We start from the raw sequence: 22,953 nt of genomic DNA on the forward strand, positions 1-22,953 counted from the left end.
CTACCTCATGATGATGCCCGGAACCGGGTTTTTACGCGTGTATTTCACATATTTAGTCTTGAACTTGCCGACAGGCAGATCACCAGGAAAATAGACGTATCCGGTAAGGTTTTTCAGCTCTGATATTTCCGTTGGGGTAACGGCTCTGACAGTACGCGTTTCAATGCGTGGCCTGTTACCAATGCCCGCCTGGAATGGATTGCCTTGTTTGTGTTCCACTTCACCCTCAATCTCGCCCAATGCGCGGGACATTTGCTCAAGGGTTTCTTTACCTAATCGACTGCTACCCATGACGATACCGGAGCGCATACTTCCTAGCAGTGTTTCCGCTATGTTGATGCCGTAGCGCTCAATCAGCTGAGAGTACGTCTGGTAGCCAGCCCATACCGACGCGCCACTTTTTCGCCCTTTCGTCAGTAAGTCTTGCAGGTTTGGCAGGTATTCCAGTGATTCCAGCTCGTCGATAAAAAACAGCGTGCGCTGATCGCGTTTCCCCATACCCAACAGGCTTGAAAACATAATATCCAGCCAGCATGAAATCAGCGGATTGAGGCTCTTTTTCATCTGCTCTTGCCAGGTGATAAACAACGTGCCGGGTTTATCATCTTCCAGCCAGTCACGCAGCGAGAAATCGCCAGCGGGCATCTTCAGGTGTGGGGCTAATTTGTCACCCAGGACAAAACGGGCGCTCCCGGTGGCCCTTTCGGCACCTTTAATAAACAGAGCTTCCGCAGGTGTACCTTTCACAAACTCTTTTAATTTGTCATTCTCAACAATGGTACACCAGTGCATAACTTCTTCCATTGTTGGGTTACGTTTTAGCGTGAGTAATTTCTTTGACACCTCACGATAAATAAGACGCCCATACCTGTACCATTCCTCTGCTGAACGTTCCTTACTTTCCTGAATAATAGATACAGCATAGAGATCATAATCAAAATCATCGCGTATTTCGTTGAACATTGACCAACCGGGAGAGCGTTTATCATAGGGACTAAGAATCACGTCGCCGGGGCGATAAAACGTCTCAACATATTCTCCGTTCGGGTCAAGAACTATGCGTTTATCTGTGCCTCTTTTCAGGCTTGAATATATGGCTTCTTTGATAACGGTTGATTTACCCGTACCAGTGGCCCCGCCGATTGAAAAATGAAGCGTTTCATATTCAGTAGGCACTGGAACACCTGCAATCATTAATTGCTTTTTACCTCTCTCCTTTGTTTTTTCGGCTAGCGTGGATGCTCTGGCTAATTTGGTTCCACGCAAGATACGTTTGAAACGTGGTCCTTTATATACCCTGCCCTTATCGTAAATGATAAATCCAATAAAACCACACAACCCTATAACCGAGCCTGAAATAATCGACACCCATAACGGCCACAGGTTGAACGTGTTTTTTAGCAAATAGGGGACAAGGTAGTGAGCCGTCTCGCTATTAATACCATAAACGAACTTCGCCGTAATAAACCATACAAAGGGTATTGGCCCCAGCAGCGAGCATAAAAATATAAGTCCTCTCTCTTGTTCCGTCATTATTCCTTCCTCTCTTGTTTACTTTCCCATACTTTGTACCCGTTACGTTCCAGCTCTCCCCAGGCGGCTTTCATATTGGCCGGGGTCGCCATCGAACGCAGCAGGATCACCGTCTCGATTGCCAGGGATTCGTGCAGCATCATCTGACCGGGAGGCGGCAATTTGAGTTGTGACAGCTGTTTGACCAGACCTTTTAGCTCCGAGGAAAACGCGCTCATATCTGTCTCTGATACCTGGTCAAACAGAATATCGAGGCGTCGATTTACTTCATTTATCTGTTCCGTAACCTGACTCAATCCACCTATCCGGCCACCTGATCCGGCCAACAAACAACGGCGCATATAGTCCGATCTGTTCGTTCCGGCCAGCCTGTCGATAAGCTCTTTTTCTTCGTCCGTTACCTTGCATGTGATGATCGGCATCATGTCCTCAACTGGTGATTTTTCGTGTTCAATCTGGCGGTAGTTTAACCGCATGAGGTAAGTATTAACAAAGTAATACCTACATTTCCATATAAACCATACTCTTATGCTATATTTTTAATACCTTTTTAATACCCATGATTCGTAATATTGCCATTTTTACTTTTTAAATCAGTTGGTTAGTGCGATTTATCGCACTGCGTTAGGTGTATAGCAGGTTAAGGGCTAAAAAATAATCAGTTTGGTAGGAGCGATCTACGGAGGTTAAGGGGTAGTTTGGTGAAAAAGCGTTCAATATCCCGGTATTCATGCTTGCATGAATACCCTTACACCACAAATACACCATAATTACGTCAATTCATGGTTGACATTACACCACTATTACACCACTCTTACGTCATGGGATAGTTGATGCGTCATAAATACATCACTATTACATCAAAAATACATCGTTCTACATGAGGGTACTATGAAGCCCAAAAGCATCAGGGCAGCAATTCAGATGATGTTGCCGGAAGTAGAAGAAATGCTGTCACTGGGAGTCTCCAGAGAGGAGGTTTTCAAAGCGGTATCTGAACGCTTCAGCCTGGAGAATGTGAACGTTCGAAGTTTTGATACTGCCCTGTATCGGGCCAGGCAAAACCGGGCGAAACATGCCGCCCCTGATTCTGTATTGCACAATACAGAATCAACCGGAGCCAGTGAGCAAAAAAAGAAACCTGTATTGCACAATACAGAAAAGCCCGCGCAGTCTGAGCAGGCAAAAAAAGATGTATTGCACAATACACAAGACGCGACCGAAGGAGACAAAAAGAAACAGTCACCGGGTATCATCGGAAAGGAATTTTTTGACGAGGCAAAAGCCGAGTTCGATCCTAATGAGTTCATCAAAAAATATTGAGGTGTGTAATGAAAGTAGCGGTTATTAATTACAGTGGCAGCGTTGGCAAAACTTTAGTTTCAACTTACCTTCTCGCCCCGCGCCTGAAAGATGCGAAATTTTTCGCTGTCGAAACAATTAACCAATCAGCGTCTGATTTAGGAATTGAAAACGTCACCAGTTTTAAAGGGGATGATTTTTCCCGCCTGATTGAAGATGTTGTTTTCGAAGATGCAGCGATTATTGATATTGGCGCGTCAAACGTAGAACCGTTTTTAATGGCAATGTCCCGCTTCGATGGCGGCGCAAATGAATTTGATATGTATTTCATCCCGGTAACGCCGGAAGATAAAGCTATTAAAGAAAGCATGAAAACGGCACACACGTTAAGCAAGGCTGGCGTGGATAACAAAAAAATTATCTTTATTCCAAACCGTGTTAATCCGGGCGACGATGTTGAAAATGTTTTCGGCCCGATTTTCGATTTTGTGAAGCAAACTAAAGTAGGCCGCATTAATAAAAATTCTGCGATCTATAATAGTGAGGTATACGAATATCTTGCACATCACAAAATTTCGTTTGAAACGCTGACCGCTGAAGATGCGGAAGAATTTAAAGCCCGCGCTAAAGCATCAGCTGACGTAGACGAACGCCGCAAAATGGCGCGTCGTTATACTTACATGAAACAGGCTATCCCGGTAAAAAGTAACCTGGATAAAACATTCTCCCTGTTAATCGGAGATTAAGCATGGATAAGCAGCCCGATAAATTAGACGTATTGATGGACTGGTTTTTGGGAGACGCGAAGGAAATTTTAGAAGCCATGAAGTTAATGAAGGCCGAACAAGCCGACATGCTTCAGCAGCTGGGCGAACTCAAAAGCGCACTTGAATTGACGGCAGACGATTCGAGAGCGGAAATCATCGGCAGCCTGAGAGACATACAGACAGCGATGAAGGAGGAAAACAAGGCGCGGTCAGACTTCCTGACGCGCTGGCAATCACTCCAGCACAACAACGCCAGCACCATCGTTAACCGCGTCGTGATCATGACGGCTGTTTGTTCCATCGTCGGCGCGGCCATTGGTGCGGCGCTGACCTTGCTGATCCTGAAGTAACTCACAAGGCCGGACTCCCGGCCTTTTTTCTTTTTTTAAATCGTGACAGTCACGGTGATGAACATGGATAAAACTGAACGCGAGAGGATGTTAGCCAGGCGGCGGCAAGCTCGCCGCCGCGAACGGTTACGCAATGAAGGCGTTAGCGTGACGGTCACGCTAACGCATGATGAAGCCGCGCAGCTGGAAGAACTACGGCAGGTGCGCAGGATAGGTAAACAGCCCTATTCACCAAATGAGTTTTTCCAGCTGCTGCTGATCCGCAACTGGCAACAGTGGGAGAAAGAAAAAGCCGCGCTGGGTACATGCCAGCACTGCGGAAAATCAAAAGCCGGTGGCGGCTGCGGCGGGGAGTTTCAAAAGGAAACATACCGATGCTGGCTGGCGCAGGACGCAAACGCACTTAATCTTTAGTGTATTGTGCAATACAGAAAAGCCCGGTATTAACCGGGCTTTGTCGTTGTGGGAAGGCTTATTTTTTTTCCTGCTGCAACAGGTGATCAATCTTTGCTGCGAGTGCGTATGTTGACGGGTATGCGCCTTTTGTTCGCTGGTTAGGTAACTGATTGAAGGCCATCAGGCAGGCTTCGAGAAGGTAGGTTTTCTGGCTCTCCAGCTCTGTTTTCAGCTGGGACGGTGTAGTGGCTTTTGTCATTAGGTTAACTCCTGATAAGTGCCGCTTTGGGCTGTATTGCCCGGCTTTCACCGGGCGGGGTGTTTATGGCTCAATCAGGCCGGGATATGGTAATAGGCCATCTCGCGATGCAGGGCGCTTTCAAAACCTGCCTCATAGTCCCACGCCCGCCAGATAAGGCGACCATCAACAACCTGGCGGATCTCGATTTGCTCACTATCGTAGCGGTCTGTATTGGCTACTTCGACGGTGACTGTAGGGGTGTTGTATTCGCGGATAATTGCAGCGATATGTTGTTTCATTTGGGACTCCGTAGGTTGCCGCTTTGGGCTTTGCTACCGGGCGGCGGTATTGCCTCCCGATGAAATAAGTATCGCTTTTTTCGCCCGAAAAGTCAATATTAGTAAATACAATAATTACATATATTTCATGCGGTTCTACCAACAAAAAGCGCCCCGGAAGGCGCATTGAAGGACGGCGGTTTATGCCGCACGGGCGGCGGCAAGTGCTGGCGCTCCGGTTAGCAGGGCATCACGCAAGGCCGCCAGAATAAGCAGGGGCTGCGCGTTCTCTGCACGTATCATGTGATAGATCTCTGTGAATTCTTCCGGGCTTAAAACGCCCATTCTAAAAGCGTGGTCTGCGTTGTGTTCCGCCAGCCAGATAACATCCTGCGCTTTGTACTTCTCTACATGCTTCTCCTGGCTCGCCAGGGCGCGGGTCATGCTGCGGGCAACGTAGGCGCGAGTTACGCGCTTCTCTGCGTATGGCTTGCCTTCTTCCGCTTCAATAGGTTCATGCAAAGTGTACACGGTGTAATCGTCCAGGCTTGCCGCCGGAATGTGTTGCGGGGCTGGTTCTGCGGTAGCTTCGCTCACTGCTGCGGCCTTCTCTGCTTCAACTGCCATATAGCCTTTCAGGCCCGTTTTCGCTGCTTTGTATGCCGCTTTGAAACAAGCCACTTCGGAAATGTCGATCCAGTAACCACAACCAAAGCCGTCCTCATAGCAAGGGCAGCTGTCATTTTCCCAGCCTGCCAGCGTCAGGATCTCATCCATCGCTTCCAGCTCTGCCGCCGTGGCGCTCTCGATGATGAAATGATGTTTGCGGCCGCGTAAATCCGGGTTTGCTGCTGTGGTTGCTTCGCGAGTCAGTTTCATTTTTTGCTCCTTGAATGTAATCGCCGCTTTGGGCTGTATTACCGGGCGGCGGTGCTGCCTCCCGATGAATTAAGTATCGCTCTTTTCGCTCTCAAAGTCAATATTAGTAAATACGTTTATTACTTACATTTCATATGGTTGCGCGACAGCGGAAAGGCGACAGCACCACGATGAAAGGGGGCTTAAATCGTCAATCGCCGGGCCTTACCGGACCTGACGGGGACTACCACATAACCCGACCGGAACCACCACAGCACGCCCACACACGCCGCCGCGTGGACACTGCCCCCACCCCCTCCCTGCAAAGCCCTCTTTTCCACCGACCAAAACGCCACGCCACGGCCACACATTAGCCCTGTCCCGGTGAGCGGCCTGTGCGGCGCTCTGCGACGCGCTGGGCGTGATTTCCGGGTCCGTGGTGGGTCAGCGCAGCTGACGCGCCCGGATGGGCTGTAAACGGCCTTACAGCGCCGCTGGTGACGTTGGCCGACACGATCAAATTTGCTGAACGACACCCGCAGCCGGCAGCAGCTGAGAAGCAGCTGCAGCTGGCGGACGCCCATTTTGCGTTTTGCGTTATTTCAGTGAGTTAGCGACAGCAGGCAGGGAAAACAGGCATTCAGTATTTTTGATGCCTTAAAGCCCCGTTGCGGGGCGGTTGGCGCGGCGCGGCCTGTGGCCGCTGCAAGCGCCGGGTTTGACGGACTGATGCCCGTTGAGCTGCACAATCCATGTTTATCACAAGCGTCAGCGATGGAAGCCCGAAGGGGCGAGACAGCAAGGCTGGCTCGATGCGCAGCACGACGTAGCGGCCCGGAGGGAGACGCCCTATTTAGCGCCCGCCACCCATTTGTACAGACACCCAACCGACAGATTCAGATCGGCGGCAATATCCTTAACTTTCTCACCAGTCACCTTTCTGGCCGTCATTCTTTGCACGGCTTCGTCCCTGAGCGTATCAGGAACGACCTTCACCACCGGAGAATGCTTCCATATCTGATGCACCCGCGCGACCTGTGCCGCCGCCACTTTATGCAGGCGGGTACTTCGGTCCCGCTTCGGGGCGTTCCTGCGCCCTTCGGCCATGAGTGCAAGCTGGTCAGCGGGGCGAATCTCGCCCCGCCGGATACGGCGCAAAACATTTTCCCGACACTGGCGGGAATGCTCGGCGCTGGCAAGCGGCGTTTGTAGTGGTATGCCCCAGCGTTCCCGGTACTGTCTGGCGTTCATCTGGTGGGCTTTACTCAAATGAGGGGCAAGGAAAGAAAACTCTTTCCCGCACTCCAGACATCTAATTTTATCCGGCGCGTCGTCATGGTCTGCCATCGTTCGGCCTCCTTTTCGTTATGCAGGGCGGCGAATAGCCGCCCTGCAATTTAATTAATAATCCTCCCGCTGTGTCCAGCGGTTATCCGTCAAAGCCTGCTGCGCGGCGCTGCTGTCCGGGAAGTATTCAGCGGATTCCCTTGATACCGGGTAGCCTTCACTGGTCGCTGTGCCAATGTAATAGCCCTTCTGGCTTTTCAGGATCTGCAACTCCAGATCAAAACCCTGCTGTTGTGCGAGTTTTCCGGTTTCCATTTTTTTCTCCTGGCTGGCGGGGGCTTCCCCCCGCCTGTGAGTTAGTGAGATTTACGTGAAAGATAAAGCGGCAGGAAGCAATCAAGCGCATACAGGAATGACACAACCGACGCAGACCCATACAGTAACGCCAGCGGCATATTATCGGCATAGCTGAAAACGCCTGTTGATGCGGCCAGCCCCAGCACGGTAGTACACGCGCCGCCCAGCTGAACTTGTTCACGGTAGCCCTGACGAACCATAAACCACGGAAGCGCCAGCGCGGCGGCGGCAAGGATAAGCACGATTGGGATGATGATCAGATAGTTCATAGATAACTCCTTAGATGCCACTTTGGGCTGTGTTACCGGGCGGCGGTATTGCCTCCCGATGAAATAAGTATCGCTCTTTTCGCCCCCAAAGTCAATATTAGTAAATAAATTTATTACATATACTTCATTAAGTTCTACCAACAAAAAGCGCCCCGAAGGGCGCTAATTTCAGTGGCTGGATTTATCCACCTTTCCCGCATTGATGCGTATTTGCGTTGCAAGCCCCCAGGTAAAGCGGTCATGCCCGCGCCCCGCCAGCGCCCCGGATTTGTACGCCTCAAGCGTCACATCAGCCGGGATAGTGGTTTCGCCGTATTCTTTGCGCAGCAGTTCGATAGATTCAGCGATCAGCGCGTCGGTCAGGTCGCGTGAGCAAAACAGGTATTTCACGCCACCATAAACACGGTGGAAGCCCGTAATGTTGTATTCGTAAATGTCCTCCATTGAGTTAACGCTGCCTTCCTCAAACTTGTCTGTAATCGCTTCTACAGCCTCTTTGGTTGGGCCATCCGTCCACGAAACATAGAGCGCGTTATAGTCACGCATACGGACAGAAAACTTCACGCCGGGGAAATGCTTTTTCAGCAGAATACGGATGTTTTTAGCGGCTAGCTTGGTGGTGTTGCTTTCGGTGGCCGTGGTCAGCAATCCGGCGTTTTCCGGGTCAGCGCTGGCGCGTTCGTTCGCCAGCTGGCGGGCATCTTCTTTCGCCTGGTGTCTCGCTTCTCGCTGGTCGGTCACACTCTGCACAACCTGACGGCGGGCGCGGAGTTCATCGAGTGAAAGGGTCTTGTCGATCACCTGGTAAAAGCGCAGGGAGGTTTCCAGCAGCGGGGCGCAGGTCGGGGCATTCAGGCCGAGGATGGTATAGCTGATTTTGTCGTCAGCCAGATTAATCGCGCTTACTACATACTCGTTTTTAAAAGAGGTGAGGCACTGGCCGACAGTTAAAGTAGTCATGATGTTACTCCTGATAATCGCCGCTTTGGGCTGTGTTACCGGGCGGCGGCATTGCCTCCCGATGAATATAAGTATCGCCTTTTTCGCTCTTAAAGTCAATATTAGTAAATACATTTATTACATATATTTCATACGATTGCGCGACAGCGGGAAGGCGACAGCACCAGGATAAAAGGGGACTCAGAACGCCAATCGCCGGGCCTTGCTCCCCCTGACCAGGGCGACACGCCCACTACCACAAAACCCGACCTAGGCCACCACAGCACGCTCACGCACGCCGCCGCGTAAACTCTGCCCCCACCCCCTCCCTGCAAAGCCCTCTTTTCAACCGCCCAAAACGCCACGCCACGGCCACACATTAGCCCTGTCCCGGTGAGCGGGCTGTGGGGCGCATAGCGACACGCAGGGCGTGATTTCCGGGTCCGTGGTGGGTCAGCGCAGCTGACGCGCCCGGATGGGCTGTAAACGGCTTTACAGCGCCGCTGGTGACGTTGACCGACACGATCAAATTTGCTGAACGACACACGCAGCCGGCAGCAGCTGAGAAGCAGCTGCAGCTGGCGGGCGCCCATTTCGGGTTTTACGTTATTTCAGTGAGTTAGCGACAACAGGCGAGAAAAGCAGGCGTTCAGTTTTTTTGATGCGTCAGCGATGGAAGCCCGAAGGGTCGAGACAGCAAGGCTGGCTCGATGCGCAGCACAACGTAGCGGCCCGGAGGGCGACGCCCAGCGCGGAGAGGTAAACGACAGGCACAAAAAAACCCGACTGGTGAGATCGGGCTTTAATGTTTTGCCCCAGATGGAGGCGGGAACGACCAAAACAATTGACGATAAAATATTACGTCATGAGTGCCGTAAATGCAAACCATCAGGAATAGGGTATACTGCGCGGGTCAATCTGTTGGCGTTCTTTCTCCAGCCCACCGCTTGCGCGGCGTGAACGGATTAAAGTCCTGGTTGGAAAACAGGTGGTGCTGTTTCAATGCCCTGGCTGGAGTGGGGACGACCAAAACAATTGACGTTGGGTAGCCGCTGTGACAGGCAATGTAAGGGTGATCAGCGGCGTTCCTGCTCTGTATGGAGCAAACGGATGATTAACGTGTTAATCGTCGTTCTGCGGGCAGTTGTTGCAGTGTCTAACGCTGTAATAGCAGTCCTGGAACTGATCCGGCAGTATTTCGACTGACCGGAGACGTAACTAAAGGCGGGGGGACCACTCCCCGCCTTTTAACATCTAAACGTCATTTCTCATATCGCACCAGTTCATCAGGCTTTGATAGCCACGTTGTGATTTGGTGATCGTGCATTGATGTGTCGTATTCGAAGTCAGGCGGGTAAAACATTTCACCAACAAACCACTCCCCCTGATTTAATTCATCCTCCCCAATATCACACCCTCTATCAAGCCAGTCCCAGCGCCCTTTTTTGTTAAAAACCACTTTCCCATGCGGCATATTAAACTCCTTATCAAAATGGTGTTTCGTCAGACTCTGGCAGAGTCGGCCACTTGCCGCCCCATCGCATAATTTCCTTTATCGAGGCCTCTTGAGCATCATGATCGTACAGGCCCCAATAGCGCTTTGTCATATCACCATCGAGCACCTGGATAAAGGCATACAAGGTATTCTGGCTATTGGACAAAATGCACATACATTTTGGGTTGCTGCTGTCATACACCAGACCGTTAACTTCCACTTTAATTTTCATGCAATCGTTCCTTTCGCTGTTTATATCAGGGAACAGCGTGACGGATAAAAGTCAGCACTGTCACACCACATTTTCAGGCATAGCTACCCAGCATTTCGCGCCGTCATACTCGTTTCCACCTTCAGCAATAAAAACATGGCCGTCAGTGTCGATCGCTATCGCGCCAGGCTGTTCATGGTTTGCATCGCGCAGGCAATTTTTCCAGCCATAGGCTTTCCCTTCCCATATCAGCACCACGCCGCCATCATGCCCCGGCCATGCTTCACGATAAGCAGCTGCTTCAGCGGCAAACCGTAAGCGGGTGAAAAAGCCTGATTGCTTCAGCTCTTTCGCGTCGGCCAATTGTGGGAATTTTGCCCTGGTAAAGCTGCCCGCGTCCGGCGCGGCCACCACGATTTCATCATCAATAACGTTGCGGCGGATTTCTTTGCCATCCTCGATAACCTTTTTGCGGAACGAATGCCGGAATACGGCAGAGTAAGCCCCGGATTCCTTCACGAAAACACATGTATCCCAGCGGTGATTACCCTTACTACGAAACGCCCGGTAAACCTCGCGGCCATACTTGGCCGCATCCTCTTTTTTGAAGTCGAAAGCCATATGTCAGTCCTTTTTCTCAAATACCTGTATATATTCACCCGTCAGCGCCGCAATCGCGATTTCAAGCAACTGCTGATTCATTCGTGCCTCCAGGCGGTAGCGTTCCGGCACCGCTCCGACCGAAATTCTCCCCAGCTTTTCGGTTGCGTGTGCTATTAACTGCTCTTTCGTTGGCTGCATTGGATTGCCTCCTTCCTGAACGAGTAAGGCGGGCAAATGCCCGCCGCTCCTGGTTAATCTATTGCCCGAAAAATACGGCTCTGTGACTCCGGGGGGAGTGTTTCGGTAAAGTCCCGCAGCGTGTGGTAGCGTTCGGCCATCGTCTCATTCACACGCTGCCAGCCACGCTCAAACGCCACGCAGCAAAAGTGGCTGTAGGCATACAGCGCAACGATAATCCCGGCTTCTTTAGCGCTAACTGGTTCATCAAAATAGTTAGGGAGCGTGAGCTGGTAGCCATCCGGCGCGATGAACGCACACGCGCCGTTTTCATATGTGATGTACTCCCAGCAGCCGCCATCATAGCCAACAGCGTATTTTTTCATGAAGCTGCAAACGTAGTTTTCTGCCTGAAGATAAAATTCTGCGAACGCGTAAGGAAGGAAACGCATTTTCTGAGCGGGGCCATAGATTTTTGCGGTGACGATATTAGCCATAGTATTTACTCCGAGGTTGCCGCTTTGGGCTGTGTTAACGGGGGCGGTATTGCCTCCCGATGAAATAAGTATCGCTCTTTTTTGATTCAAAGTCAACATTAGTAAATACAAATTTTGTTAGACTTTACTCTCTGTCAGCAGTATATTTTCTGTATTGCGCAATACAGAAGGAAGGCCACATGACATTGCCAACACCCGAAACCTACGAAGAACTCCAGCACGCCTACGATTTTTTTGATGAACGGCTTTTTAATAACGAGCTACCGCCATGCCTGATCACCCTGCAACGTGAAAAGCGCACTTACGGCTATTGCTCGTTTCAGCGCTTCGCTGGACGTGAGAGCGGGCAAATGGTCGATGAAATAGCCATGAACCCGGTGTACTTCTCCATACGCACCATCAAGGCGACGTTATCCACTCTGGTACATGAAATGGTTCACCAGTGGCAGTTTCATTTCGGGAAGGCCGGAAGACGTGGCTATCACAATAAAGAATGGGCCGCGTTGATGGAAAGAGTCGGGTTAATGCCCTCCGATACAGGACAAGCAGGGGGAAAGAAGGTAGGGCAAAGCATGACGCACTACATCATTACCGGCGGTCCGTTTGACCAGGCTTGTGATGAACTGTTGACGCGTAATTTCCAGCTGTCCTGGATGGACCGATTTCCTCCGTATCAGCCAAAACCCGGAGCGCCGCAATCACCCAGCGGAAAGGGCTACATCGATGATGAAGATGATGGGGAGTATCAGCCGGACGATGATTACACCGACGAACCCGGCGAACTGGACGATGAGATCATCGAGGCAATGAGGTTTGTTTCGCCGCCGCCAGAAACCCCGGTAAACAAGTCCAATCGCGCAAAATACACCTGCCCGGTGTGTCATGTGAATCTGTGGGGTAAGCCGGGTCTGGTCGTGTTCTGCGGCGGGGAGCATTGCGAGAAAGCCGAACTTCAGCCCTCATAATAAAAGCCCCTGACCGGGGCGAATGGAATATTTATTATTCGTATTGTTCGGCTTTACTCTGATTGATAGCGTACTTCTCGGCTTCCTTTAGCACCTTCAGGGCCATTGCTTCAGGGAGCCACACATCCACTTTACGAAGTTTCTCGCCGCCTGCCTCAATGGTCACGGACTGATACAGATCCCAAATACGTTTCACAGTGGAACCCACGTTTTGCTTCGTCCGCCCGACACGCTCGGCCACTTCTTTATTGCTTTCTCCGTTAACCAGCACGGAGTGGCCGATCTCGGTAGAAAGGTGAGTAAATGTCTGCATTGCGGGCATGAGCAAATCCCATTCCTCTTGCGTCATGCTGCGGGTCTGCTTGCGGGCCATAGTCATTCCTGGTTGATAACGATTAGCTCATGATATAGCGGCCATCGCCAACGGTCAATGTTAGTAAATAATGATTTTACTCTATTGAACTAATGAAACGAAGGGGGGGAGGCCGTCGCGGCAGCAACTGGCCTCCGGGGGAATCAGCGAAGGAAATGCTGATAGTTCTGGATTATAGCGAAAGCCGTAGAATTTGAAAGCCGCAACGCTCGCCGCAAGACCTGATTAGGGAGCCGCAGCGCGGCGAGTCTGTCAGGTCGAGGAAGCGTAATTTCCACCACCGTTACAGTCACGCTCTGACACTCGTTTTTCACATATTGCACCGGGTAATTATAGGATCTGTTATAGGTAGAAATTAAAGGAAAAACATAAAGGATCACCTTACAGGTTTAGGGGGGGGGTAATATAACGTGGGTTAGGGGGGGTAATTTAACGCAGCTAAGGGGGGCGATTTAACGCAGTAGGGGGGGCGATTTAACGCAGTTGAGGGGGGGTGATTTAACGTGGATAACTTGCTGAATAAACAGGGTTATCCACAAAAACAAAAGGCCCGGATGGGGCCTTTTTCACGATTTGTACGGAATAGGGGGAGGGGAACAATACAGCAATAAGCCGCCTTTAACCTGCTCAACCTTCGCCGCCGGGTATACTGAAAGCACCTGTTTCAACGCTGGCATGAATGCCCGTTTAAAATCCTTGTCGGCATTCTTCCCGCTGTATTCCTGGGCGAACTGCTCCCGTAGCTTCATCCAGTACAAAATAACCGGACGGCCCTCAATGCGGTGGAGACGGTGAGCAAGCCACGCGTATATATCAAGTGCCAGTGCAGAGCCTTTCAGCACATGTAACGCTCTGTTGTCGAGCGGAACGGCGCTGTCTATCAGGCCGTTATAATAGCCTTCGGACAGGGTGAGTGTTCCCGGCCATAGCGTGAGCTGCTTCGCGTCACCATCTTTGATCCAGGCATCAAACTGTTCGACGGGCTGGCCGTTATAGGTCCGGCCCTTAAAGCCCAGCTGCAAACGACACGCGGCCAGCGCCTGCATTTGTGTACGCAGCGTTTTATGACGGGTTCCCTGTGAGTCCATCCCCATAAGGTGAAGAAACTCATTAGCGCTGTGGCCGATGGAAATTTCCCGTGTTTTGTTGCGCAGTGCATACGATGAAATCCAGGCGAACGTGAGTCGCGGCATAGCGCCATAGGGTAACGGCTGCTCTACCGGGCCACTGCCTTCATCAATCCAGCCTGCCTGTACGACGAGCCAGGCATCACCAGAACGGCGCATAAACTCACGCCCTGCCACCTTAGAACGGGGCAAACCGACCTGGCACAGAATGGAGTGGGTGAATGCCATATCTTCACCTTGCGGCGGCTCCTGCCGGATTAGCGCCGCAGTATCAATGGCTTTCTGTTGCCGTTTGGTTAGCTGTTTGCTGTCCTCTGCCATTGTCATTTTCCGTAGTAATATAACGCTGAGAAAACACTAGCATGGTGGTTTAGTAATTACCAGTAAAAATAAAGGTGACTATTATTTACTTTGGGTGCTATTGGCTGTACGGTAGTGTTAATTTCAACAGGAGGAAGCTATGACAGAACGCCAGCAGAATAGAAATATTTTTGTTGTGGGGAAGGTCAAAGACGGAATGACCATCGATACCTCAAAAATCAAAATCGAGGATGTGTCAGAAAGAGTTATCAGTATTGATGATAGCTTTAATACTGAGGATGCCACTTTGTCTCTGCGTACAGTAATGAGAAATGTTGCAACACGGATTTATCTACCATCAGTTTTAAAAGGCGCATGTCCCGCATTTGAAGCGTGGGCAGATAAGCGCTCGCTTGGTGAAAAACTGCCGCGTGGGAGGTATTTCAAATCGCGTGAATTTATCCGCCAGTTCAAGATCAAGAATTACGCCTAACCTCTCTATCGTGACTGTCACGCATAGCTGATAGATACAACTATCAGCTATGTCTTATGAGTATACCCTTCTGTCACCCTCTGAATCCTTCCCCTCGCGCCTTAATGGCATAACTCTAATGACATAGGTTATAGTGACATAACCCTAATGACATAAGAGGCGGTCATGTACATATTTGGATACCTCCGGGCTTCTGCGCACGATCAGGATGCGTCACGCTGTCATTTTCAGAAGACGACTGCACCAGTTGATTGGGCGTAATGGCTGTTGTGCAGCCAGCTCCTGACAGTTCAATATCAGAAGTGATCTGCACCAATCTCGACTATGCTCAATACTCGTGTGCACCAAAGCGAGGTGAGCATGGCGACGGACACCCCACGGATTCCAGAACAAGGCGTGGCCACTCTGCCTGATGAGGCTTGGGAGCGTGCGCGCCGTCGTGCGGAGATCATCAGTCCGTTGGCGCAGTCGGAGACGGTCGGGCACGAAGCGGCCGATATGGCGGCTCAGGCGCTGGGCTTGTCTCGGCGCCAGGTATACGTTCTGATCCGGCGTGCCCGGCAAGGCAGCGGCCTCGTGACGGATCTGGTGCCCGGCCAGTCCGGTGGAGGTAAAGGTAAGGGGCGCTTGCCGGAACCGGTCGAGCGCGTCATCCACGAGCTACTGCAAAAGCGGTTCCTGACCAAGCAGAAGCGCAGCCTAGCGGCCTTTCACCGCGAAGTCACTCAGGTGTGCAAGGCTCAAAAACTGCGAGTGCCGGCGCGAAATACCGTGGCCTTACGGATCGCTAGCCTTGACCCGCGCAAGGTCATCCGCCGGCGGGAAGGCCAGGATGCCGCTCGTGACCTACAAGGTGTGGGCGGCGAGCCTCCTGCCGTGACCGCGCCGCTGGAGCAGGTGCAGATAGACCATACGGTCATCGACCTGATCGTGGTCGATGACCGCGACCGGCAACCTATTGGCCGCCCGTACCTGACCCTCGCCATCGACGTGTTCACCCGCTGCGTGCTCGGCATGGTCGTCACGCTGGAAGCGCCGTCTGCCGTTTCGGTTGGCCTGTGCCTCGTGCATGTCGCCTGCGACAAGCGCCCTTGGCTGGAAGGACTGAACGTGGAAATGGATTGGCAGATGAGCGGCAAGCCCTTGCTGCTCTACCTAGACAACGCGGCCGAGTTCAAGAGCGAGGCCCTGCGCCGGGGTTGCGAGCAGCATGGCATCCGGCTGGACTATCGCCCGCTGGGACAGCCGCACTATGGCGGCATCGTGGAACGGATCATCGGCACGGCGATGCAGATGATTCACGACGAACTGCCGGGAACGACCTTCTCCAACCCTGACCAGCGCGGCGACTACGATTCCGAAAACAAGGCCGCCCTGACGCTGCGCGAGCTGGAGCGCTGGCTCACATTGGCGGTCGGCACCTACCACGGCTCCGTGCACAACGGTCTGCTTCAGCCGCCGGAAGCGCGCTGGGCCGAGGCGGTGGCCCGCATCGGTGTGCCGGCCGTCGTCACCCGCGCCACTGCCTTTCTGGTCGATTTCCTGCCCATCCTCCGCCGCACGCTGACCCGCACCGGCTTCGTCATCGACCACATTCACTACTACGCCGACGCGCTCAAGCCGTGGATCGCACGGCGTGAGCGCTGGCCGTCCTTTCTGATCCGGCGCGACCCGCGCGACATAAGCCGCATCTGGGTGCTGGAACCGGAGGGGCAGCATTACCTGGAAGTCCCCTACCGTACTTTGTCGCACCCGGCTGTCACCCTATGGGAACAAAGGCAGGCGCTAGCGAAATTGCGGCAGCAAGGGCGCGAGCAGGTGGATGAATCGGCGCTGTTCCGCATGATCGGGCAGATGCGCGAGATCGTGACCACCGCACAGAAGGCCACGCGCAAGGCGCGGCGCGATGCGGATCGACGCCAACACCTCAAGGCGTTGGTTCCGCCGGACAAGCTGACTCCGCCAGAAACGGACGTTGCGGCCGCGCAGGCAGACAACTTGCCGCCCGCCAAACCGTTCGACCAGATTGAGGAGTGGTAGCCGTGGACGAATATCCCATCATCGACCTATCCCACCTGCTGCCGGCGGTGCAGGGGCTGGCTCGGCTGCCGGCGGACGAGCGCATCCAGCGCCTTCGCGCCGACCGCTGGATCGGCTATCCCCGCGCGGTCGAGGCGTTGAACCGGCTGGAAACCTTGTATGCGTGGCCGAACAAGCAGCGCATGCCTAACCTGCTGCTGATCGGCCCGACCAACAACGGCAAGTCGATGATCGTCGAGAAATTCCGGCGCACGCATCCGGCCAGCTCCGACGCCGACCAGGAGCACATTCCGGTGCTTGTCGTGCAGATGCCGTCCGAGCCTTCGGTGATCCGCTTCTACGTCGCACTGCTCGCCGCGATGGGCGCTCCCTTGCGCCCGCGCCCACGACTGCCGGAAATGGAGCAATTGGCGCTGGCCTTGCTGCGCAAGGTCGGCGTGCGCATGTTGGTGATCGATGAACTGCACAACGTCCTGGCCGGCAACAGCGTCAACCGTCGGGAATTCCTTAACCTGCTGCGCTTCCTCGGCAACGAGCTGCGCATCCCGCTGGTCGGTGTCGGCACGCGCGACGCCTATCTGGCGATCCGGTCGGACGACCAGTTGGAGAACCGCTTCGAGCCCATGATGCTGCCGCTGTGGGAGGCCAACGACGATTGCTGCTCGCTGCTGGCCAGTTTTGCCGCGTCGCTCCCGCTGCGGCGGCCTTCCCCAATTGCCACGCCGGATATGGCCCGTTACCTGCTCACGCGCAGCGAAGGCACCATTGGTGAATTGGCGCACCTGTTGATGGCGGCGGCGGTCGCCGCCCTGGAAAGCGGTGAAGAAGCGATCAATCACCGCACGCTCAGCATGGCCGATTACACCGGCCCTGGCGAGCGGCGTCGGCAGTTCGAGCGGGAACTGATGTGAAACCGGCAGCACGCTGGCCGCTGCATCCTGCTCCCAGGGAAGGCGAAGCCTTGTCCTCATGGCTCCAGCGTGTCGCCGCCCGCTACCAGATGGACTTGTATGACCTGCTGGAGCACGACCTTGGTCACGGCCGGGTCGATGACCTGGATACTGCGCCACCTCCGGCGCTGCTGACGGCCCTCTCCCTGCGCAGCGGCATTGAGCTGGAGCGGCTGCGTTGCATGAGTTTCGCTGGCTGGGTGCCGTGGCTGCTGGACAGCCTCGATTCCCGGATTCCAGACGCGCTGGAAACCTATGCGTTCCAGTTCTCGCTATTGCTGCCGAGACGCGGCCGCAAGACGAGATCAATCACGAGCTGGCGCGCCTGGCTGCCAAGCCAGCCGATTCACCGCGCCTGCCCGCTTTGCCTGAACGACTCGGAGGATCAAGCCATACTGCTCGCGTGGAAATTGCCGTTGATGCTGAGCTGCCCGCAACATGGCTGCTGGCTGGAATCCTATAGTGGCGTGCCGGGGCAGTTTCTCGGCTGGGAAAACGCCGATGCGGCCCCACGCACGGCCAGCGACGCGATGGTGGCAATGGACCGACGTACTTGGCAGGCGCTGACGACGGGTTACGTCGAGCTGCCGCGCCGACGCATTCATGCCGGCCTCTGGTTTCGGTTGCTGCGCACCCTGCTCGATGAGCTGAACACGCCACTCTCGCAGTGCGGGCCTTGCGTCTGGAGCATTCGCCATGTCTGGGCGTGCTGCGGCCATCTACTGCGCGCTGGACAAAGCCAGTGGCGTCCCTACGAGATTCTGGCCCCGGCGGTGCAGTTACAAATGCTGGAGGCGGCGGCTACCGCCATCGAGCTGATCGAATCGAGCGTGGTGCGTCCACACGGGGAGTTGGGAGCACTGTTCTTGTCGGAGCCGCACACCGGGTTCACCAATGGCCTGCCCGAGAAGAAACGTAAGCCTGAGCCTGTCGATCACTGGCGGGAGGCGGTCAAGGCGCTCAACGAGGCTATCGCCGAGGCCCGACATAATTGCGAAACGGCCCGCTCACTGTTCACGCTGGCGTCTTATGGGCGGCGCGACCCCGAGTCCCTGGATCGCTTGCGCGACACGTTTGCCCAGGAGGGCATTCCCCCGGAATTTCTGTCACATTATGTTCCTCGCGAACCCTTTGCATTCCTTAGTATGAATGACGGGTTAAGTGACAAAATTTGACGATCAGAACTTTCCAACCCACACTGTCACATAATCGAACGTATACGTGACGGGTGAAAAGGTGCTGATCGGCTACATGCGGGTATCGAAGGCGGACGGATCCCAGTCCACCAATTTGCAACGCGATGCGCTCATCGCCGCTGGTGTGAGCCTTGCGCACCTTTACGAGGATCTGGCCTCGGGCAGGCGCGATGATCGCCCAGGGTTGGCTGCTTGCCTGAAGGCGCTTCGTGAAGGGGACACGCTGATCGTGTGGAAGCTCGATCGGCTTGGCCGTGATCTGCGCCACCTGATCAACACCGTGCACGACCTAACTGCGCGTAGCGTGGGCCTGAAGGTCCTGACCGGTCACGGTGCGGCGGTCGACACGACGACTGCCGCCGGCAAGCTTGTGTTCGGTATTTTTGCCGCGCTGGCCGAGTTCGAGCGTGAGTTGATTTCCGAGCGAACAGTCGCTGGACTTATCTCGGCGCGCGCTCGCGGCAGGAAAGGGGGGCGCCCCTTCAAGATGACCGCCGCCAAGCTACGCCTGGCGATGGCCAGCATGGGGCAACCGGAAACCAAGGTGGGCGATCTCTGCGAAGAACTCGGGATTACCCGGCAGACGCTCTACCGGCACGTGTCGCCCAAGGGCGAACTGCGGCCAGACGGCGTAAAGCTGCTCTCCCTCGGTTCAGCCGCATAAATGGAGGCGACCTGGAACGGGGCGCTGTTCAGTGCGGCAACGATCCGATTACCGGTGTCGACCCAGAGCAGCCGTAGAGCTTTTGGGAAAGCTGTCGTTCAACGCCAGAGTTAGACGGGGGGTAACTACGGCAGCACCCCATGTTGAGGCCGGCGCGACGGAGCACGCCGGACCGAAAGAGAAAACTGTGTGTGGCGCGAGCTGGCACCTGGCCCCCACGGTGCTCGGCGAGGCGACGAGGCTGACGCGATGTACAAAACGTGCCGGCACCGGTTGCCGAAGCCGCGATGGCTGCCGTGAGTGACGACGGAAGATGAAGTCGACTGTTCATGAGCGATCCGAACCGCCTAACGTGAAGTTCAACCGCAGTTTGTAAGCAGCGCATGTGCGAAAAACTTCGCGCAGCGATTCGCTAAATGCGCTGCTTACAAACTGTCGAGTGTAGCGAAGCGAAACGGTGTTGCAACGCCTTGTTATACGATTTATGACTCATAGCTAAATGGCTTTGCAAATTTATCGAGAAAGATCGCCTCGTATTCGCGCTTGGATGCTTCCAACTCCGGCGAACCGCTCAAGGCGGCAATCACCCCGGGTATTTCCCGACCTTGCAACAACACACAATCGACATACGACGACGCGATAACCCACGCGCGGTCCTCAAGGGTCGCCTTGCTGGTGGCGATGGCATCGGCAAATACCTGGTCCTGGCGCGCGTCGAAGTCTGCATACAGCGCGGCCAGCAACCCTGCGCGTGTAGCGAAGTGGTCGTAAACCACTGGTTTGGTGACGCCCGCCAGCTCGGCCAGGCGGCCCAGAGTCAGGGCGTCGGTGCCTTCGTCACGCACTAATTGCCAGGCCACGTCGAGTAACTGGCGCAGGCGATCTTCACGGGACAAACGACGACGTGGGGCAGGGGATTCACTGCTTGACATGCTTATATACCAAAAGTAACTTATTCGACGTAACTTACTAAAAGTAGATTAAGCTCAAATGGAGTCAAAGTCATGCACGCACTGATCGTAGTTGCTCATCACGACCCGCAATCTCTCACCCACAGTGTGGCCGCCGAGGTGGGCGCGGGCTTGACCGCCTCTGGCCACACCTTTGAAATAGCCGACCTTGCCGCTGAAGGGTTCGATCCACGCTACACCATCGCCGACCATCGGGTGCACCGTACTCGGGCGACGCCGCCAGCCGACGTGCAGGCCGAACAGGCCCGCATAGACCGCGCCGACGCGCTGGTGCTGGCGTTCCCCATCTACTGGTGGTCAATGCCAGCGTTGCTCAAGGGTTGGGTCGACCGCGTATTCGTCAATGGCTGGGCGATTGATTACGGCCCCGATACACCGGTGCAGAAGAAACTCAGGCATTTGCACGTACATGTGCTGGCCCTGGGGGCGGCTGACGAAAGCGCCTTCGATCGACACGGTTATGCCAAGGCCATGAATACCCAGATCGACTACGGCATCTTTGATTATTGCGGGGCGCGGGTACTCACTTCCGAGTTGTTGTTGGACTCGGAAAGTGGCACGGCCCAGGCGCATTTGCACAAGGCCCGGACCGTGGGGCAGGGGTTGTTTGAGCGTGAGGCCATCGCGGGATAATTCAAGCGTCGCGAAACAGGTCGTGGGCGTCGAGCAAGCGGTAGGCAATCTCTGGGTTTTTCTCCAGGCCACGGCGAATGGAGGCGGGGATCGACTGGCGGGTCTTGCGGCACATGCCCGGCAGTTCGTCGATGACGATCTGGATCCCGCGCATGCTTTTGACCTCGGTATGCCCGGGCGCGATGTGGACGCGGATGCCGAGTTGGTCGTACATCCGCTGTTGCAAGTGTTCGAGGTCTTGCAGGCTCTTGAGGTTTTCCAGGCGCTCCAGCAGGATTTTTTCCTGCTGTCGCGTCAGTTGCAGAATGCGCAGATCAGCGCCGGGAGCTTCCAGCAGTTGTTCACGGTTGCAGACACAGGCGCCGGGTGGGCAGGGTTGGCGAAGGGTCATTGACGCTCCCGGCAAGGTTCAGTTGTAGGAGCGAGCTTGCTCGCGAAAAACTCACAGGCGCCGCATTCATTCAGCAAACACGCGTTTTGGTTAACGTTTTTCGCGAGCAAGCTCGCTCCCACAGGTTTGTGTGTCAGTAGCTCAAGTGAACGCCCAGGCTGGCCAGCGCTTTCCAGTAGTCAGGGTAGGTCTTGGCTACGCAATCAGGGTCTTGGATGCGAATGCCCGAGACTTTCAGCCCGGCCAGGGCAAAGCACATGGCGATGCGATGGTCGGCGTGGGTATCGATCAGTGCGGTGCAGGCGGTGCCAGCCAAAGCGGGGTCGCTGGCAACCAGCAGGTCATCACCTTCGATGGTCGCCAGGCCCGGGCGAATTTCGTTGAGGCCATCGTGCAGCGCCTGCACGCGGTCACATTCCTTGACGCGCAGGTTCGCCAGTTCAGTGAAGCGCACCGGGGTATTGTTGAATGCGGCGAGCACCGCCAGGGTCGGGATCGCATCCTGCATTTGTGAACCCACCACCGTGGCCTGCATGTTCGGGAATTGCGCGATCACGGCCTGTGCCTTGGCGTCGGGCTGGGTGAAATCCTGCGCGGCTACACCAATATCGATACGGCCACCGGTCAGTACTTCTGCGGCCCACAGGTAAGTGGCGGTGGAAGCGTCGGGTTCGATCAGGTAATCATGGGCGGTATAGCCCGTGGGGGCCACGCGCCAGGTGGTGTCGTCCACGATGTCTACCTGGGCCCCGAACGCACGCATGCAATCGAGGGTCAGGTCCACATAGCCACGGGCGCCGATGTCCTTGCCGGTCAGCGCCACTTCAATCGGTGCTTCGCCGCACGCCGCCAGCATCAGCAGGGCCGATACGTACTGGCTGGACAAGCCTCCGTCAATCTCAAAACGCCTGGCCTGGACCTTGCCCGCGCCATGCACCGTTACCGGTGGGCAACCGGTGGGGCTGTCGACCTGGATGCCGTTCTGGCCCAGGGTGGCCAGCAGCGGGCCGATCGGGCGTTTTTGCATGTACTCGTCACCGTCCAGTACCACGGTGCCTTGCACGGTGGCGACGGCAGCCGTGAGAAAGCGCATGGCGGTGCCGGCGTTGCCGAGGAACAACGGCTGGGCCGGCAATTGCAGCGAGCCTTGGCTGGTGACGACAAAGGTGGTGTCGTCCGGCTCGTCGATGGTGACGCCCATCTGCCGCAGGGCGACCGACATATGGCGTGTGTCATCGCTTTTGAGCGCGCCGCTCAAACGGCTGGTGCCCTTGGCCAGTGCCGCGAGCA

At 54.7% G+C, this 22,953-nt stretch carries 31 protein-coding genes and 1 pseudogene; 13 read left to right on the forward strand and 19 right to left on the reverse strand.

The genetic code is table 11. The annotated features are described in order from the left end of the window. The gene (locus AC0IXH_RS24305; protein ID WP_048987671.1) at positions 1 to 1,533 is read right to left on the reverse strand and encodes a type IV secretion system DNA-binding domain-containing protein; all 1,533 of its coding nucleotides are present in this window, start codon (positions 1,531 to 1,533) and stop codon (positions 1 to 3) included. Then, positions 1,533 to 1,958, reverse strand: coding sequence for a traK protein (locus AC0IXH_RS24310; RefSeq protein WP_227507288.1), 426 nt, complete (start codon positions 1,956 to 1,958; stop codon positions 1,533 to 1,535). The genes AC0IXH_RS24305 and AC0IXH_RS24310 overlap by 1 nt, the downstream gene beginning before the upstream one ends. 466 nt (positions 1,959 to 2,424) lie before the next feature. Between AC0IXH_RS24310 and stbA the strand changes: the two genes are divergently transcribed. From stbA to AC0IXH_RS24330, 4 genes are all read left to right on the forward strand, one after another. After that, positions 2,425 to 2,856 carry a plasmid stabilization protein StbA gene (gene stbA / locus AC0IXH_RS24315; protein ID WP_471721264.1) on the forward strand — a complete coding sequence of 144 codons (432 nt, stop codon included), beginning with the start codon at positions 2,425 to 2,427 and terminating at the stop codon, positions 2,854 to 2,856. 8 nt (positions 2,857 to 2,864) lie between these two features. After that, on the forward strand, positions 2,865 to 3,581 hold the full coding sequence (stbB, locus tag AC0IXH_RS24320) for a StbB family protein (RefSeq protein WP_040223428.1): 717 nt from the start codon (positions 2,865 to 2,867) through the stop codon (positions 3,579 to 3,581). Between the two features lie 2 nt (positions 3,582 to 3,583). Beyond that, positions 3,584 to 3,952, forward strand: a complete 369-nt coding sequence (stbC, locus tag AC0IXH_RS24325) for a plasmid stabilization protein StbC (protein WP_040223427.1) — start codon at positions 3,584 to 3,586, stop codon at positions 3,950 to 3,952. A gap of 63 nt (positions 3,953 to 4,015) precedes the next feature. Continuing rightward, positions 4,016 to 4,366 carry a hypothetical protein gene (locus AC0IXH_RS24330; RefSeq protein ID WP_227507289.1) on the forward strand — a complete coding sequence of 117 codons (351 nt, stop codon included), beginning with the start codon at positions 4,016 to 4,018 and terminating at the stop codon, positions 4,364 to 4,366. A 58-nt stretch (positions 4,367 to 4,424) separates the two neighbouring features. Here the strand turns inward: AC0IXH_RS24330 and AC0IXH_RS24335 are convergent, their stop codons facing one another. From AC0IXH_RS24335 to AC0IXH_RS24365, 7 genes are all read right to left on the reverse strand, one after another. Next, positions 4,425 to 4,607, reverse strand: coding sequence for a hypothetical protein (locus AC0IXH_RS24335; RefSeq protein WP_048987677.1), 183 nt, complete (start codon positions 4,605 to 4,607; stop codon positions 4,425 to 4,427). A 74-nt stretch (positions 4,608 to 4,681) separates the two neighbouring features. Further along, positions 4,682 to 4,888, reverse strand: a complete 207-nt coding sequence (locus tag AC0IXH_RS24340) for a DUF905 family protein (protein WP_048987680.1) — start codon at positions 4,886 to 4,888, stop codon at positions 4,682 to 4,684. 180 nt (positions 4,889 to 5,068) lie between these two features. Further along, positions 5,069 to 5,746 (reverse strand): DUF5417 domain-containing protein, encoded by a 678-nt coding sequence (locus tag AC0IXH_RS24345; RefSeq protein ID WP_471721265.1) that lies wholly within the window; start codon positions 5,744 to 5,746, stop codon positions 5,069 to 5,071. Between the two features lie 828 nt (positions 5,747 to 6,574). Beyond that, on the reverse strand, positions 6,575 to 7,072 hold the full coding sequence (locus AC0IXH_RS24350) for a MucR family transcriptional regulator (protein WP_040223450.1): 498 nt from the start codon (positions 7,070 to 7,072) through the stop codon (positions 6,575 to 6,577). A 54-nt stretch (positions 7,073 to 7,126) separates the two neighbouring features. After that, positions 7,127 to 7,327, reverse strand: coding sequence for a hypothetical protein (locus tag AC0IXH_RS24355; protein ID WP_040223451.1), 201 nt, complete (start codon positions 7,325 to 7,327; stop codon positions 7,127 to 7,129). Positions 7,328 to 7,368: 41 nt separating this feature from the next. Beyond that, the gene (locus AC0IXH_RS24360) at positions 7,369 to 7,638 is read right to left on the reverse strand and encodes a hypothetical protein (protein WP_040223452.1); all 270 of its coding nucleotides are present in this window, start codon (positions 7,636 to 7,638) and stop codon (positions 7,369 to 7,371) included. 168 nt (positions 7,639 to 7,806) lie between these two features. After that, positions 7,807 to 8,598 carry an LPD29 domain-containing protein gene (locus tag AC0IXH_RS24365; protein ID WP_471721266.1) on the reverse strand — a complete coding sequence of 264 codons (792 nt, stop codon included), beginning with the start codon at positions 8,596 to 8,598 and terminating at the stop codon, positions 7,807 to 7,809. A gap of 1,089 nt (positions 8,599 to 9,687) precedes the next feature. On the opposite strand from AC0IXH_RS24365, the gene dqlB reads away from it, so the two are divergent. Next, positions 9,688 to 9,783 carry a DinQ-like type I toxin DqlB gene (gene dqlB, locus AC0IXH_RS24370; protein ID WP_471721267.1) on the forward strand — a complete coding sequence of 32 codons (96 nt, stop codon included), beginning with the start codon at positions 9,688 to 9,690 and terminating at the stop codon, positions 9,781 to 9,783. Between the two features lie 55 nt (positions 9,784 to 9,838). Here the strand turns inward: dqlB and AC0IXH_RS24375 are convergent, their stop codons facing one another. The 5 genes from AC0IXH_RS24375 to AC0IXH_RS24395 are packed head-to-tail and all read right to left on the reverse strand — an operon-like array spanning position 9,839 to position 11,560. Next, positions 9,839 to 10,051: a hypothetical protein gene (locus tag AC0IXH_RS24375; protein WP_471721268.1), complete on the reverse strand. Its 213-nt coding sequence runs from the start codon at positions 10,049 to 10,051 to the stop codon at positions 9,839 to 9,841. Positions 10,052 to 10,064: 13 nt separating this feature from the next. Beyond that, complete coding sequence (locus tag AC0IXH_RS24380; RefSeq protein WP_471721269.1) at positions 10,065 to 10,304, reverse strand: hypothetical protein; 240 nt, start codon at positions 10,302 to 10,304, stop codon at positions 10,065 to 10,067. Positions 10,305 to 10,364: 60 nt separating this feature from the next. Continuing rightward, positions 10,365 to 10,904, reverse strand: coding sequence for an antirestriction protein ArdR (locus AC0IXH_RS24385; protein WP_471721270.1), 540 nt, complete (start codon positions 10,902 to 10,904; stop codon positions 10,365 to 10,367). A gap of 3 nt (positions 10,905 to 10,907) precedes the next feature. Then, complete coding sequence (locus tag AC0IXH_RS24390) at positions 10,908 to 11,084, reverse strand: hypothetical protein (protein ID WP_471721271.1); 177 nt, start codon at positions 11,082 to 11,084, stop codon at positions 10,908 to 10,910. Between the two features lie 53 nt (positions 11,085 to 11,137). Beyond that, positions 11,138 to 11,560 (reverse strand): antirestriction protein, encoded by a 423-nt coding sequence (locus tag AC0IXH_RS24395; RefSeq protein ID WP_024562320.1) that lies wholly within the window; start codon positions 11,558 to 11,560, stop codon positions 11,138 to 11,140. A gap of 179 nt (positions 11,561 to 11,739) precedes the next feature. Here AC0IXH_RS24395 and AC0IXH_RS24400 point away from each other — a divergent pair, with 179 nt between their 5' ends. Further along, on the forward strand, positions 11,740 to 12,525 hold the full coding sequence (locus AC0IXH_RS24400) for a SprT family zinc-dependent metalloprotease (protein ID WP_032493169.1): 786 nt from the start codon (positions 11,740 to 11,742) through the stop codon (positions 12,523 to 12,525). Positions 12,526 to 12,559: 34 nt separating this feature from the next. Here the strand turns inward: AC0IXH_RS24400 and AC0IXH_RS24405 are convergent, their stop codons facing one another. Continuing rightward, positions 12,560 to 12,898, reverse strand: coding sequence for a TrfB-related DNA-binding protein (locus AC0IXH_RS24405; protein WP_316438895.1), 339 nt, complete (start codon positions 12,896 to 12,898; stop codon positions 12,560 to 12,562). Positions 12,899 to 13,464: 566 nt separating this feature from the next. Further along, complete coding sequence (locus AC0IXH_RS24410) at positions 13,465 to 14,346, reverse strand: replication protein RepA (protein WP_316438894.1); 882 nt, start codon at positions 14,344 to 14,346, stop codon at positions 13,465 to 13,467. Positions 14,347 to 14,485: 139 nt separating this feature from the next. On the opposite strand from AC0IXH_RS24410, the gene AC0IXH_RS24415 reads away from it, so the two are divergent. The 6 genes and pseudogenes from AC0IXH_RS24415 (at position 14,486) to AC0IXH_RS24440 (ending at position 19,668) form a co-directional block, all read left to right on the forward strand. Next, positions 14,486 to 14,818 (forward strand): hypothetical protein, encoded by a 333-nt coding sequence (locus AC0IXH_RS24415; protein WP_471721272.1) that lies wholly within the window; start codon positions 14,486 to 14,488, stop codon positions 14,816 to 14,818. A 220-nt stretch (positions 14,819 to 15,038) separates the two neighbouring features. Continuing rightward, positions 15,039 to 15,104, forward strand: a pseudogene (locus AC0IXH_RS24420) (EAL domain-containing protein); the annotation flags it as partial. 74 nt (positions 15,105 to 15,178) lie between these two features. Further along, positions 15,179 to 16,858: a Mu transposase C-terminal domain-containing protein gene (locus AC0IXH_RS24425; protein WP_338634704.1), complete on the forward strand. Its 1,680-nt coding sequence runs from the start codon at positions 15,179 to 15,181 to the stop codon at positions 16,856 to 16,858. A 2-nt stretch (positions 16,859 to 16,860) separates the two neighbouring features. After that, positions 16,861 to 17,769: a TniB family NTP-binding protein gene (locus tag AC0IXH_RS24430; protein WP_020684702.1), complete on the forward strand. Its 909-nt coding sequence runs from the start codon at positions 16,861 to 16,863 to the stop codon at positions 17,767 to 17,769. Next, positions 17,766 to 18,983, forward strand: a complete 1,218-nt coding sequence (locus AC0IXH_RS24435; RefSeq protein ID WP_043314372.1) for a TniQ family protein — start codon at positions 17,766 to 17,768, stop codon at positions 18,981 to 18,983. The genes AC0IXH_RS24430 and AC0IXH_RS24435 overlap by 4 nt, the downstream gene beginning before the upstream one ends. Positions 18,984 to 19,044: 61 nt before the next feature. After that, the gene (locus AC0IXH_RS24440; RefSeq protein ID WP_003155741.1) at positions 19,045 to 19,668 is read left to right on the forward strand and encodes a recombinase family protein; all 624 of its coding nucleotides are present in this window, start codon (positions 19,045 to 19,047) and stop codon (positions 19,666 to 19,668) included. Between the two features lie 482 nt (positions 19,669 to 20,150). On the opposite strand, the gene AC0IXH_RS24445 is transcribed toward AC0IXH_RS24440, so the two are convergent. Next, positions 20,151 to 20,600, reverse strand: coding sequence for a TetR/AcrR family transcriptional regulator (locus tag AC0IXH_RS24445; protein ID WP_471721273.1), 450 nt, complete (start codon positions 20,598 to 20,600; stop codon positions 20,151 to 20,153). A 72-nt stretch (positions 20,601 to 20,672) separates the two neighbouring features. On the opposite strand from AC0IXH_RS24445, the gene AC0IXH_RS24450 reads away from it, so the two are divergent. Next, positions 20,673 to 21,272, forward strand: a complete 600-nt coding sequence (locus tag AC0IXH_RS24450; RefSeq protein ID WP_054898696.1) for an NAD(P)H-dependent oxidoreductase — start codon at positions 20,673 to 20,675, stop codon at positions 21,270 to 21,272. 1 nt (position 21,273) lies between these two features. On the opposite strand, the gene AC0IXH_RS24455 is transcribed toward AC0IXH_RS24450, so the two are convergent. Together AC0IXH_RS24455 and aroA are read right to left on the reverse strand one after the other, a co-directional pair. Then, complete coding sequence (locus AC0IXH_RS24455; RefSeq protein WP_034127625.1) at positions 21,274 to 21,663, reverse strand: hypothetical protein; 390 nt, start codon at positions 21,661 to 21,663, stop codon at positions 21,274 to 21,276. Positions 21,664 to 21,796: 133 nt separating this feature from the next. Beyond that, positions 21,797 to 22,953 (reverse strand): 3-phosphoshikimate 1-carboxyvinyltransferase (gene aroA, locus AC0IXH_RS24460; protein ID WP_471721274.1); only part of this gene is annotated, 1,157 nt, incomplete at its 5' end.

It is taken from the genome of Erwinia sp. AC075 (assembly GCF_979253995.1).